Here is a 12,987-nt window from a genome sequence, read left to right as displayed (position 1 = left end):
ATTTCTCTTATTTTTGTGCTGCCAGACGCGCCTGTACGGGCTTAAAGCTCATACGATAACACGGCAGGACACCATATGCTTCTAATGCTTCAAAATGGGCTTTCGTCGGGTAACCTTTGTGGCCGGCGAAGTTGTACTGCGGATGAAGGGCATGCAATGCAATCATATCATTGTCACGTTCAACTTTAGCAAGGATCGAGGCTGCAGAGATTTCTGCATGCAGTCCATCCCCTTTCACGATCGCTTCTGCTGCATACTGCCAGTCCGGCAGACGGTTACCGTCTACCCGCACGAAATCCGGCTGTACAGACAATCCCTCAACGGCACGCTTCATGGCCAGCATAGTTGCATGAAGAATGTTCAGCGTATCGATTTCCTGCGGCGTGGCCCGCCCGATTGCCCAGCAGAGGGCTTTTTGCTTAATCTCTTCTGATAAAGCGATACGTTTTTTTTCGGATAATTTCTTTGAATCGTTGAGTCCGGCAACCGGATTTGCCGGGTCAAGAATAACCGCAGCGGTCACTACATCACCCACCAGCGGTCCGCGTCCCACTTCATCAACACCGGCAATATATTCAGCCATTGATAACCTCTGCAATCGCATCTGCTGCCATTTTATCAGCATCCAGTTTAAGGGACCGGTGCAAACCGGTAAACCGGCTTACCAGTTCAGTCGTATCCTGCGTGAAAAGGGGCAATAAGTAATCGCAAAGCGTGTCAGGGTTCACGTCGTCCTGCAGTAATTCAGGAATTAACGCTTCATTGGCCAGTAAATTCGGCAGGGAGAAGAACGGCGCTTTGTAGAGTCGCTGCATTATTTTATAGGTCAGCGGTGACAGCTTATAGCAAGTCACCATGGGGCGCTTGCAAAGCATCGCTTCCAGGGTTGCCGTACCTGATGCCAGCAAAATGACATCGCTGGCAATCATGGCGTCTCTGGCCTGCCCTTTCACCAGCTTGTAGTCGTTGTCACTGAGCCAGGCACTGCAATGCTCTTTCAGATAAGCCTGAATGCCATCAAAACGATACTGATTAGCCGCAGGAATTACAAAGCGGATGCCGGGCAGCAGGGTTTTCATTTTCTCCATGGTGGCAGCAAAAACAGGTAACAGTGCCTTTAACTCACCGCCACGGCTGCCGGGCAATACGGCCAGCACAGGACCGGAGCTGCTCAGGCCCAGTGTCTCACGGGCGGCAGACTGATCTGGTTCTAATGGCACGGCATCAGCCAGTGTATGACCGACAAACGTATAGGGAACATGGTACTTATCGTAAACCTGCTGTTCGAAAGGAAACAAACCCAGCACGTGATTTGTGGCGGCTTTAATCTTATGAATGCGCTTTTCACGCCATGCCCACACGGTAGGACTGACATAATGAACAGTTTTAATCCCCCTGGCTTTCAGGGCTTTTTCCACACGAAGATTAAAGTCAGGGGCATCCACACCAATGAATACATCCGGCGGATTGGCTTCAAAATGCGCCAGCAGTTGCTTTTTCAGTTTGAGAATAGCAGGAAGATGAGACAACACTTCCACCAGTCCCATGACAGAAAGTGTTTCCATATCGAAGAGTGAGTGAAAGCCGGCGACTTTCATGTGATCACCGCCGATGCCTTCGATAATGGCATCGGGGTAACGCTTTTTCAGTTCGGCTATCATACCGGCGGCAAGCACGTCTCCTGACGGCTCACCTGCCACAACGCCAATTCGCAATGTTGATGCGGGCATTTAGCGGATGATACCCCGCTCGGCATTTTCAAGGAAAGACACCAGTGAGCGGATATTTTCATCGCTTTCAGCTACATCAGACAGCTTAGCCACAGCTTCAGCGATGGTATTGTTGTCACGGTAGATGGTACGGTAAGCCCGCTTTATTGCCATGATTTGACCGGATGTAAATCCACGGCGGCGTAAGCCTTCAGAGTTAATGCCCGCAGCGACGTGCTTCTGGCCGTTAACCATGACAAAGGGCGGTACATCACGCAAGACTATCGCGCCGGCGCCAACGAAGGCATGGCTACCTACTTTACCGAACTGGTGTATAGCTGCACCACCACCAAAAATAACAAAATTACCCAGTTCAACGTGTCCTGCCAGTGAAACATTATTCGCGAGAATACAATCGTCCCCGATGATCACATCGTGAGCCACGTGGGCATTGATCATAAACAGGTTGCGGGAGCCAATTTTTGTCAGTCCTTCATCCTGAATAGTGCCACGATGCACTGTACAGGTTTCGCGGAACACATTGTCATCACCGATTTCCAGACGGGTTTCTTCTCCGGCGTACTTTTTGTCCTGGCATTCTTCGCCTACAGAACAAAACTGAAAGAAGCGGTTACGCTTACCCACAGTCGTTGGGCCTTTGATGACCACATGAGACTCAAGTACACAATCGTCACCGATAACCACATCGTCACCGACATAACAGAAAGGACCTACGGAAACATTATTTCCCAGTGTCGCCTTTTCAGATATCACGGCAGTAGAATGAATCACGTTAAACCATCTCTCTCATTGCACACATGAATTCGGCACTGCAAGCTTCTTCACCATCAACGCTGGCGGTACCCTTAAACTTCCAAATCCCTCTGCGCTCTTTAACCAGACTAACATCAAATTCCAGTCTGTCACCAGGCGTAACAGGACGCTTGAAGCGCGCGCAGTCGATGCCGGCATACAAGTATAGCTTATCTGACTTACCCATGGTCTTGAATCCCAGTACGCCGGCAGCCTGTGCCATCGCTTCCAGGATTAGAACGCCCGGGAAAATTGGACGACCCGGGAAGTGCCCTGTGAAGCAGGGTTCATTCATGGTGATGTTTTTATATGCCTTGATAGACTCGCCTTCCACGTAATCAGTTACGCGATCAACAAGCAAGAACGGATACCGGTGAGGCAATAAATCCAGGATTTCCTGAATATCAATAGTGTTGAGTGAATTGGCCAAAAAAGCTCTCCTAATGCCAAAACCAGTCTGTCATAGGCTTATAGCAGACTGTTTGCCGTATTGTAATTTTAAATGGCGGCAACCATACGCGCATATGCGCTAAAAACAAATCAGACCAACGCCTCACGACGTTAGTCTGCTTGCGGGCTCAGGCCCGGTAATCTTCAGCCGGTAACCGGCCGGACATTACTTAATTTTTTTAACCTGTTCCAGCACTTGCTCTGACAGATCATGCTGGTCGTCTGCGAATGCTACAGCACCGGCATTCAGTACCAGGTCGTATTTTTCTTTCGCAGCCACTGAGTCAATCGCCTGCTTGATCAAGCCCAACAGTTTGTTGCGCTCTTCGTTGCTGCGACGCTGGATGTTCTGTTGCAGAGGCTGACCTTTTTCTGCCAGTTGCTCACGAACACTCAGAATTTTCTGTTGCAGTTCTTTTTTCTCATCTTCACTCATCGTAGCGGCATCACGCTGCAGACGCTCAGCATAGAACTGACCATCTTTCTGAAGCTGGTTAACTTCGTCGATTTGCGCTTTGAATTCGACCTGAATGTTATTAGAGATTTCAGCGGCCTGTGGCATCGCCTGGAATACGCCCTGTACATCTACAACGCCAATTTTTTGTTCAGCCATTGCAGAGGCACTTACCAGCGCACTACCTAACATCAGGGTTGCTACGAATTGTCTTGCCAACTGTTTCAAAAGGAACTCCTTTTTAAAATTTAAGCCCGGTTCACTGCCGGATTAGTATTAGAATGTTTGACCGATATTAAACGTAAAGAACTTGGCATCATCACCATCGCGTTCCTGAATAGCACGCGAGAAGCTGAATACCATAGGTCCCATCGGTGAAATCCATTGTACAGAAATACCGGCGGAACTACGATACTGTGTCCAGTCGGAATAGTCCAACAACTTACCGTACGATGAGTTGATCTGGTCTAAGTTTTTGTACTTATCGTAGTCGAATTCAGTATCCCACACGTTACCTACGTCGAGGAACACACTGGTACGTACTGAATTATCGTATTCCACATCCACAAACGGTGTCGGAACGATTAACTCGATCCCACCCAGTGCCATGGCGTTACCACCCAGGCTCCGGCTGGAGATCTGAATACTATCATCAGCTGAATCGCCCGGATACACCTCTCCGTCAGGACCAGTCACCGTATTGTAATTACGTCTGATCACACCACGGGGGCCCACGGTGTTATTTTCAAAGCCACGCAGCGTATCTGCACCACCGGCCGTGAAGTTTTCCGTAAACGGCAGGATCTGCTCGTTACCGTTAATGTCGCCGTAACCGTTACCGTAACCTAAACGCAAACGTGCCAGCACTGACCAGCGCTGATTACGTGACAGCGGGAAATAGAACTTGGTATCGAATACAGTTTTAAAGTAATTCACGTCAGAGTTCGGCGTAGTAATACTGAAACTTGCACGTTGTGATGAACCGGCTGTCGGGAACAGACCACGGTTCAGTGTACTGCGGCTCCACGCCACACTCGCCTGGAAGCTGTCATAGTTAATAGGAGCTTCCGGATCGGCGGAATCCCGGAACTGGTTATAAAACTGCTCAGTTTGCTCGTAGTAACCGGTGTTATATAACTCCACACTGGAGTAAGTAATACCAAAGTTAATACGGTTAACTTCGTTGATTGGATAACCAACGTTAGCGCCCACTGACCAGCGCTTAGAGTTGTACTGGATAACGTTAAAGTCAGAGCCGTCGAACTCGCTGTAACCGATACTACCACCCAGACTGATACCGTCGATGGTGAAATAGGGGTCGTTATAGGTAATTTGAGCTGAACGCTGATACGATACCGTACTGATGTTCAGACCCACCTGCTTACCTGTACCCAGGAAGTTATTCTGCTGAATACCGGCATTCAGACTCAGCTTCGTTCTGTCACCGTAACCGATACCGGCGTTAAACGAGCCTGAAGGTTGTTCCTTCACTGAAAAGTCCACATCAACCTGATCATCAATGCCAGGCAGACGGTTAGTTTCGAACTCAACCTCTTCCATGTAAGTCAGACGGGACAGCTGCGCTTTTGAGCTTTCCAGCAGTGAATTCGACAGCCACGTGCCTTCCATCTGGTTAACGTTATGACGTAATACATTATCAGACGTAACAGAGTTACCTTCGAAGTTTATACGACGCACATAGATACGTTTACCCGGATCGACCGACAGGGTCAGTTTAACCGTTTTATCTTCGTCATTAATTTCCGGCACCGTGGTCACAGTAGGATAAGCGTAACCAAAACGGCCCAGATATTTACTGATAAATTCTTCGGTATAGGTAACTTCAGCCTGACTGTAAAGCTCGCCAACAGTCAGCGGCAGCACCCGCTCGATATACTCTTCGTTACCCAGCAAATCACCGACAAGCTCCACATCAGAGATGGTGTATTGCTCACCTTCGGTGACATTCATCGCAACGTAGATGCCATCTTTTTCCGGCGTCATGGAAACTTGCGTAGAATCAATATTGAAACGCAGGTAACCACGGTCCATATAATGGCTTCTTAACGTTTCCATATCCCCTTGCAGGGTTTGCTGCTGGTAGCGGGTTTCAGACAGAAAATCCCACCAGGGTGTGTCAAACTGCAGTTCAAGGTCCTGCATCAGTTCTTCATCAGAAAATACTGAGTTACCGACGATATTAATTTGCTGGATTTCAGCGGCATCGCCTTCTTCGAACAGCAGTTTCAAATCAACACGATTACGGGGCAACGGTGTCACAATAGCAGACACATCAGCATTGTATTTACCAATGCTGTAGAAGAAGTCTTTAAGGCCATTTTCAATTGACGTCAGCACGGTTTTATCCAGCGGCTCTCCCACACGGATCCCGTTACCATCCAGACTCTCCTGTAACTGCTCATCTTTGATGTCATCGTTACCTTCAAAGATAATGTTACTGATAGTCGGACGCTCTGACACTTTCACGATAAGGGTATTACCGTCGCGTAATACCTCTACCCGCTCAAAGTGAGTAGAAGAATAAAGAGAGCGAATAGCCTGGGTGATGCGGAAGCTGTTAAGGCGGTCGCCTACCTGAACAGGCAGATAGGTCAGTGCCGCACCCAGTGCCACACGTTGCAGACCGGTAATTTTAATATCTTCAACAACGAATTCACTGTCAGACGCTGCAGCATTGGCGAAGCTAGCACTGGAAACCATGATTCCGGCTGCTACTAACTGATTTAACTTCATCTATTCTTTTATTCCTGGCCGCGTTTGCTGTTCTAATGTAAAACTGCCGTTTTGTCCCTAAGAAACAAAGCGACTAATATCGTTAAATATGGCGATGCTCATCATCATGAAAAGCAGTGCGCCGCCAATTTTAAACCCCCACTCCTGCACATGCTCCGGTACAGGTTTGCCTGATGCCCACTCGATGATATAAAACAGCAAGTGACCGCCATCCAGCATGGGAATTGGCAACAAATTGATAATGCCGAGACTGACACTGATCAACGCTAAAAAACTTAAAAAGTATGCCAGTCCGTATCCGGCACTGACACCTGCGCCCTGCGCAATGGAAATTGGTCCGCTGAGATTATTCAGCGATACATCGCCGGTAACCAGCTTGCCGAGCATTTCCACGCTGACGGCAGTCAGCCGCCAGGTTTTATCCAGTGCTTTACTCACGGCTTCAACAGGACCGTACTGATGAGTAAAGACATAACCTTCAGGCCAGGGCTCCGCTTTAGGGCTTACCCCTAAGAAACCATCCTGACCGTCAGGGGTATCCCGGCGCGCTATTGTAGCACTAACTGTCTGTTGCTGACCGCCCCGCATTAACGTAATGCTGACGGTTTCACCGGGTAACCCTTTAATAGTGTCAACCAGAGACATCCAGCTTTCTATCTTTTCGCCATTCAGCGCAATCAGTTCATCATCGACCTGTAACCCCGCCTGCTCTGCAGGACTGTCTTCAGAAATGAATGCCACCACGGTGGTGATTTCAGGTCTGAAAGGTACGATGCCCAAACTGTTTAAAGCAGACTGTTTTTCCGGGTCAAAGTTCCAGCCGGCGATATGTAAATTCGTCTGACTGGTCACACCTTGGGCAGATTTCACGGTAATTCCCACCTGAGGTGTACCAATTGCAGATATCAATTCCAGATTTACCGATTCCCAGTCAGGCGTCTCATGACCACCCACAGTAATAATTTCATCACCGGCTTTTAACTGAGCCTGCGCGGCAAAACTATCCGGCGTTATATCGCCAATCACCGGCTTTACTGTATTCTGACCAATCAGGAACATCATATACAATGCGAGCACTGCAAAGATAAAATTTACACCGGGGCCAGCGGCAATAATTGCCATACGTTGTAATACAGGTTTGTTATTGAACGCCAGGTGACGTTTTTCCGCAGGCACGTCATCCACGCGCTCGTCGAGCATACGTACATATCCGCCCAGCGGTATAGCGGCTACCGCAAATTCGGTGCCCTTCTTATCTTTTCGTGTCCAGAACGGTTTACCAAAGCCGATTGAAAACCGTTCGACATGCACGCCACACATCCGGGCAACAATAAAATGTCCCCACTCGTGTACCGCGACTAAAATACCCAGTGCGACTATGAATGAACCTAAACTCCACAGAAACGTGAACACTACACCTTACTCCGTACCAGTTCTGTGGCGACTTCCCTCGCCATTCTGTCTTCTTCAAGGATCTGTTGGAGTGACGATACCGTTACAGGTTCCATTCTGTTTAACGTTTCCTCGTTAATTGCTGCAATATCGGTAAAACCAATGGCGCCATCCAGAAAGGCGGCAACGGCAATTTCGTTGGCCGCATTAAGCCGCGTTGTGGCAGCCTGACCGCTGTCACAGGCATCAATGGCCAGTTTCAGGTTAGGATACCGCGTGTAACAGGGTGACTCAAAAGTAAGGCTTGCCATTTTCGCAAAATCCAGCGGTTCAACGCCGGCATCAATTCGTGCAGGCCAGGCGAGGCCATAAGCAATGGGCGTGCGCATATCAGGGTTACCTAACTGGGCAATCACCGAACCATCGGTGTACTGTACCATGGAATGGATCACACTTTGAGGATGCAGTACCACCGTAATATCTTTTGAAGAAGCACCGAATAACCAGCAGGCTTCAATAAATTCCAGTCCCTTATTCATCATGGTCGCCGAGTCCACCGTGATTTTCCGGCCCATGGACCAGTTCGGGTGATGACAGGCTTCCTCTACAGTGATGGTGTGAAAGGTGTCGATATCGCGGTGACGGAAGGGTCCGCCGGAACCGGTGAGCAAAATTTGACTGATCCCTGCCTGCTGCAATTCACCATAGCGAAATCCATCAGGCAAACACTGGAATATGGCATTGTGTTCACTGTCTATGGGAAGAATTTCTGCCCCGCTCTGATTGGCAGCATCGATGAAAAGCGCACCGGACATAACCAGCGCTTCTTTGTTTGCCAGCAATACACGCTTACCTGCTTTTACCGCTGCAAGGGTTGGTAATAAGCCTGCTGCGCCAACAATGGCCGCCATCACCGAAGTCACCTCCGGTGCACTGGCAACTTCTTCCAGCGCCTTAGGGCCACAAAGAATTTCAGAACTGACTTTCATCGACTGCGCCAGCTTCACCGCTTCGTCATACAAATTATCATCTGCGACTACCACGTAACGTGCAGCGCAGCTGATTGCCTGCTGCATGAGCTTTTCAAGCTGACTGTTGCCGGTAACAGCGAAAACCCGGTATTTATCCGGGTGTCTGCTGATAACGTCGAGGGTACTGCAACCGATGGAGCCGGTTGCGCCAAGTATGGTAACTGTCTGCATCAAGCCATCCAGGTAACATAGCAAAATGCAAATACGGGAAAGGCCGCAGTGAGACTGTCGATACGGTCGAGAATACCACCGTGTCCGGGCAGTAATTTGCCGCTGTCCTTAATGCCTGCACAGCGCTTCAGCATGCTTTCGTTCAAATCACCCAGCGCAGATACCGCCACGGTAATACCACCGATAAGCAAGTGCAGCCAGATGCGGTCTGTTGCTACCTGATAATGTAATGCTGCAAAAGCGATAATAGCGAAAGACGCACCGATTCCACCGATTAAACCTTCCAGCGTTTTGCCGGGTGACACATTAGGCCGCAGTTTATGGCGACCGAATTTAACGCCGCTGAAGAATGCGCCGATATCCGCCGCCCAGACAATACCGAGCACATAGAAAATCAGCGATGAGCCATATAAGGTGTCAACATCATGAAGACTGGTTCTGAGACTGATAACGGCAACCCAGGTCGGGATTAAGGTCAACAGACCGAAGCCTAACCGAATCAGATTATTGTTCCGCCAGAAGGCTGAATAACGGGGATAGAAAATGATCATCCACAGCGAGAACATCCACCAGATAACGGATACGCCAAGGATAAAATGGTAAAGCCCGTGGAGTTGTCCCTGGTACCAGATGTATTGAGCATCCACAATGGACGACAGCACCAGACACAGCGCAAAAACAAAAGCAGCGAACATGGCTTTGCGGGGTCGTGCTGTGATGCCGGACATATTCGCCCACTCATAAGCACCCAACCCGACAACACCGGCAATGGCAACTTCGAACTGCCAGACTGGTAAGAAAAGGATGGCTATCAGCGCCAGAGGCGCCAGAATTAATGCTGTTATTATTCGTTGTTTTAGCATAATTGGCGATGTGCTCCTGATGGCGGTGCCGGCACCGCCGTTAGTTGCAGGCTTCAGTTCCGTGGAACGCTGACCTGTTCGCCCGTAAGACCGAAACGGCGCTGGCGTTGTTTGAAATCATTGACTGCCTGCTGAAAAACATCTTCAGAAAAATCAGGCCATAGTACGTCAGTAAAATAGAGTTCAGCGTAGGCACATTGCCACAGCAAAAAGTTGCTGATGCGATGCTCACCGCCTGTGCGGATAAGTAAATCCAACTCCGGCAGCCCTGCTGTTGACATTTTTGCGTCGAAAGCCTCTTCAGTGATATCAGCCGCAGTCATCGAGCCTTCTGCTACAGCCTGAGATAACTCCCGCGCCGCATTAACGATATCCCAGCGGCCACCATAATTGGCAGCAATATTGAGAACAAGATCCTTATTGTCAGCAGTCATTTCTTCTGCTTTGCGGATCTTATCTTTCAATTTATCATCAAAAGCTGAAACGTCACCGATCACTTTTAAACGTACACCGTTTTTATGTAATCGCTTAGCTTCATTATTCAGAACAAGATTAAAAAGCTCCATCAATACAGACACTTCTTCTTCCGGACGTTTCCAGTTTTCACTGGAAAACGCGAAAAGCGTTAATGACTGAATACTGTTCTGACGGGCAAAACGCACAACTGCCCGGACAGATTCCACGCCGGCTTTATGGCCAAACGTTCTGATTTTGCCTTTCTTTTGCGCCCACCGACCGTTTCCGTCCATGATGATCGCAACATGCTGAGGTCCCGGTACATTGACCGGGGTCTCAGTAGTTTCAGGCGCTGTGTTAGACCGCATTCCTAACATAGTAACTTTTTAAATTTCCATCAGTTCTTTTTCTTTGTCTGCCAGCATGGCATCCACTTTTTTAATGAAATCATTCGTCAGAGACTGAATGTTTTCTTCCGCAGCGCGGCTTTCATCTTCACTGATTTCTTTTTCTTTCAGCAAATCTTTAATGTCACCGTTTGCGTCACGGCGGATGTTACGGATAGCAACACGACCACCTTCCGCTTCGTTACGTACAACGCGGATAAGATCTTTACGACGCTCTTCCGTCAGCGGAGGTAACGGGATACGAATCGACGCCCCTGCACTCATCGGGTTGAGGCCCAGATCAGATTGCATGATAGCTTTCTCTACAGCCTGAATAGCACTCTTATCAAATACACTCAGCGCCAGCGTGCGGCTGTCTTCTGCGACAACGTTCGCAACTTGCTTCAGCGGCGTATCCACACCGTAGTAAGGCACCATGATGCCGTCAAGCAGGCTCGGGTGAGCACGGCCTGTACGAATTTTGCTTAACTGACTTTTCAGTGCACTGATGCTTTTATCCATACGCTCTTGCGCATCTAATTCAATTTCATCAATCACAGTTGTTTCCTATTTCTTACTTAAAATTTTCAGGATGGTCGATCAACGTACCTTCCTGCTCACCCATGACAACCCGCTTCAGACAGCCCGGTTTGTTCATGTTGAATACGCGGATAGGCATACGGTGATCACGTGCCAGAGTGAAAGCAGATAAATCCATCACTTTGAGTTCTTTTTCCAGCACTTCCTGATAAGACAATTGGCCATACAGTGTAGCGTCAGGATTTTTTACCGGATCGTCGCTGTAAACACCGTCTACCTTAGTGGCTTTCAATACGGCTTCAGCTTCAATTTCAATGCCGCGCAGACAGGCAGCAGAATCGGTAGTGAAGAAAGGATTCCCGGTACCTGCAGAGAAGATAACAACGCGGCCGGATTTTAATAAGCTGATAGCTTCTGCCCAGTTGTAGGCGTCACAAACACCATTTAAAGGAATAGCAGACATCAGGCGGGCGTTTACAAAAGCACGGTGCAATGCATCACGCATAGCCAGACCGTTCATGACAGTGGCTAACATACCCATGTGGTCACCCACTACACGGTTCATACCGGCTTTCGCCAGGCCTTCACCACGGAACAGGTTACCGCCACCGATAACTAAGCCAACCTGTACACCCAATTCAACCAGCTCTTTAATTTCCTGAGCCATGCGATCGAGCACTTTAGGGTCTATACCGAATCCTTCGGAACCCATTAGCGCTTCACCGCTGAGTTTTAACAAAATACGTCGATAGGCTGATTTTGGTGTGATACTCATTGTTTGAATAGTCCTTATGAATTCGGCTTGTCTCATGCCTCGTTATACATAACAAGAAATGACGCAAGCCGACTCGTTACAAGCGATATTTTTACTGTCAGGCAGTTGATTGCCTCACTCATAAAAAAGCACCCCCGAAGAGGTGCTCTGTAGTGTATCCGACATTGGCCGAATGAAAAAGCGAAACGCAGAATTATTTCTTCGCCGCTTCCATTTGAGCCGCAACTTCAGCTGCGAAGTCTTCAGTTTTCTTCTCGATACCTTCACCCACTTCAAAACGGATGAAGTTAACAACGTCAGCGCCTTTGCTCTTCAGCAGTTCGCCAACAGAAACAGAAGGATCTTTAACGAAAGGCTGACCTGTCAGGCTGATTTCGCCGGTGAATTTCTTCATACGGCCAGCAACCATTTTTTCAGCGATATCAGCAGGCTTACCAGACTGGATAGCCAGTTCTACCTGGATTTCTTTCTCTTTTTCTACAACTTCAGCAGGAACGTCGTCAGGCTTAACGAACTGAGGGCTTGCCGCTGCAACGTGCATTGCTACGTCTTTAGCCAGTTCTTCGTCGCCACCGTTTAAGATAGCGATTACGCCGATACGACCGCCGTGCACGTATGCACCCAGGTTGTCGCCTTCAACGTTGATAACGCGACGAGGAGAAATGTTTTCACCGATTTTAGCAACTAACGCGTCACGTACTTCGATAACTTTCGCGCCGTCTAATTCAGCTTCGTTCAGTTCTTCAACAGAGTTGATGTTACCGGCATGTGCAACGGCCAGAACTTTGTTACCGAAGCCAAGGAAACCTTCGTCACGGGCAACGAAGTCAGTTTCACAGTTTACTTCCATCATGGTAGCGCGGTTGCCTTCAACCTGAGTCAGGATTACACCTTCAGCGGCGATACGGCCAGCTTTTTTAGCGGCTTTAGCCTGACCAGACTTACGCATGTTTTCGATGGCCAGTTCGATGTCACCGTCGGTTTCAACAAGCGCTTTTTTACAATCCATCATACCTGCGCCGGTACGCTCACGCAGTTCTTTAACAAGTGCTGCAGTCACTGCCATTTTTCAATTCCTCAGCATTAAACATTTAATAAGGTAAAAGGGGCTATTGGTGCCCCTCTTGAGATATTCGGTATTTTTGATGACAGTGGCATGTCATTGCCATGACCACTGTCACCGGTCAGGTCTG

At 48.7% G+C, this 12,987-nt stretch carries 13 protein-coding genes; all 13 read right to left on the bottom strand.

Annotated features, from left to right (window positions below; translation table 11 throughout):
• Window positions 1-7: 7 nt before the first annotated feature.
• The 13 genes from rnhB to tsf all read right to left on the bottom strand — a co-directional run bounded on the left by rnhB (window position 8) and on the right by tsf (window position 12,860).
• Window positions 8-583 carry a ribonuclease HII gene (gene rnhB / locus DS731_RS06135; protein ID WP_119500497.1) on the bottom strand — a complete coding sequence of 192 codons (576 nt, stop codon included), beginning with the start codon at window positions 581-583 and terminating at the stop codon, window positions 8-10.
• Window positions 576-1,730: a lipid-A-disaccharide synthase gene (gene lpxB, locus DS731_RS06130; protein WP_119500496.1), complete on the bottom strand. Its 1,155-nt coding sequence runs from the start codon at window positions 1,728-1,730 to the stop codon at window positions 576-578. Before lpxB ends, rnhB begins: the two co-directional genes overlap by 8 nt.
• On the bottom strand, window positions 1,731-2,501 hold the full coding sequence (lpxA, locus tag DS731_RS06125) for an acyl-ACP--UDP-N-acetylglucosamine O-acyltransferase (protein ID WP_119500495.1): 771 nt from the start codon (window positions 2,499-2,501) through the stop codon (window positions 1,731-1,733).
• Window position 2,502: 1 nt separating this feature from the next.
• On the bottom strand, window positions 2,503-2,952 hold the full coding sequence (fabZ, locus tag DS731_RS06120) for a 3-hydroxyacyl-ACP dehydratase FabZ (protein WP_119500494.1): 450 nt from the start codon (window positions 2,950-2,952) through the stop codon (window positions 2,503-2,505).
• Between the two features lie 186 nt (window positions 2,953-3,138).
• Window positions 3,139-3,654 carry an OmpH family outer membrane protein gene (locus DS731_RS06115; RefSeq protein ID WP_119500493.1) on the bottom strand — a complete coding sequence of 172 codons (516 nt, stop codon included), beginning with the start codon at window positions 3,652-3,654 and terminating at the stop codon, window positions 3,139-3,141.
• Window positions 3,655-3,702: 48 nt separating this feature from the next.
• Window positions 3,703-6,180: an outer membrane protein assembly factor BamA gene (bamA, locus tag DS731_RS06110; protein WP_119500492.1), complete on the bottom strand. Its 2,478-nt coding sequence runs from the start codon at window positions 6,178-6,180 to the stop codon at window positions 3,703-3,705.
• A 57-nt stretch (window positions 6,181-6,237) separates the two neighbouring features.
• Window positions 6,238-7,593, bottom strand: coding sequence for a sigma E protease regulator RseP (gene rseP / locus DS731_RS06105; RefSeq protein WP_119500491.1), 1,356 nt, complete (start codon window positions 7,591-7,593; stop codon window positions 6,238-6,240).
• A complete protein-coding gene (gene ispC / locus DS731_RS06100) occupies window positions 7,593-8,774 on the bottom strand; it encodes a 1-deoxy-D-xylulose-5-phosphate reductoisomerase (RefSeq protein ID WP_119500490.1) in 1,182 nt (393 codons plus the stop codon). The genes rseP and ispC overlap by 1 nt, the downstream gene beginning before the upstream one ends.
• Window positions 8,774-9,637 carry a phosphatidate cytidylyltransferase gene (locus DS731_RS06095; protein ID WP_119500489.1) on the bottom strand — a complete coding sequence of 288 codons (864 nt, stop codon included), beginning with the start codon at window positions 9,635-9,637 and terminating at the stop codon, window positions 8,774-8,776. Before DS731_RS06095 ends, ispC begins: the two co-directional genes overlap by 1 nt.
• A gap of 53 nt (window positions 9,638-9,690) precedes the next feature.
• A complete protein-coding gene (gene uppS / locus DS731_RS06090) occupies window positions 9,691-10,470 on the bottom strand; it encodes a polyprenyl diphosphate synthase (protein WP_119500488.1) in 780 nt (259 codons plus the stop codon).
• Window positions 10,471-10,479: 9 nt separating this feature from the next.
• A complete protein-coding gene (frr, locus tag DS731_RS06085; RefSeq protein WP_119500487.1) occupies window positions 10,480-11,037 on the bottom strand; it encodes a ribosome recycling factor in 558 nt (185 codons plus the stop codon).
• 16 nt (window positions 11,038-11,053) lie between these two features.
• Entirely contained in the window at window positions 11,054-11,794 is a 741-nt protein-coding gene (pyrH, locus tag DS731_RS06080; protein ID WP_119500486.1) for a UMP kinase, read from the bottom strand.
• A 193-nt stretch (window positions 11,795-11,987) separates the two neighbouring features.
• On the bottom strand, window positions 11,988-12,860 hold the full coding sequence (gene tsf / locus DS731_RS06075; RefSeq protein ID WP_119500485.1) for a translation elongation factor Ts: 873 nt from the start codon (window positions 12,858-12,860) through the stop codon (window positions 11,988-11,990).
• Window positions 12,861-12,987 lie beyond the last annotated feature (127 nt).

Origin of the sequence: Alteromonas sp. RKMC-009, from assembly GCF_003584565.2 — a bacterium.
In the GTDB taxonomy this organism is placed as follows: Bacteria; Pseudomonadota; Gammaproteobacteria; order Enterobacterales; family Alteromonadaceae; genus Alteromonas.
The sequence above is the reverse complement of the archived record's forward strand: the minus strand, read 5'-3'. Positions and strand labels throughout refer to the sequence as shown.

Bases quoted from the DNA above. Each gene is read 5' to 3' on its own strand.
- rnhB (WP_119500497.1), bottom strand. From the start codon at position 583: ATGGCTGAATATATTGCCGGTGTTGATGAAGTGGGACGCGGACCGCTG.
- lpxB (WP_119500496.1), bottom strand. From the start codon at position 1,730: ATGCCCGCATCAACATTGCGAATTGGCGTTGTGGCAGGTGAGCCGTCA.
- bamA (WP_119500492.1), bottom strand. From the start codon at position 6,180: ATGAAGTTAAATCAGTTAGTAGCAGCCGGAATCATGGTTTCCAGTGCT.
- ispC (WP_119500490.1), bottom strand. From the start codon at position 8,774: ATGCAGACAGTTACCATACTTGGCGCAACCGGCTCCATCGGTTGCAGT.
- DS731_RS06095 (WP_119500489.1), bottom strand. From the start codon at position 9,637: ATGCTAAAACAACGAATAATAACAGCATTAATTCTGGCGCCTCTGGCG.
- uppS (WP_119500488.1), bottom strand. From the start codon at position 10,470: ATGTTAGGAATGCGGTCTAACACAGCGCCTGAAACTACTGAGACCCCG.
- pyrH (WP_119500486.1), bottom strand. From the start codon at position 11,794: ATGAGTATCACACCAAAATCAGCCTATCGACGTATTTTGTTAAAACTC.
- tsf (WP_119500485.1), bottom strand. From the start codon at position 12,860: ATGGCAGTGACTGCAGCACTTGTTAAAGAACTGCGTGAGCGTACCGGC.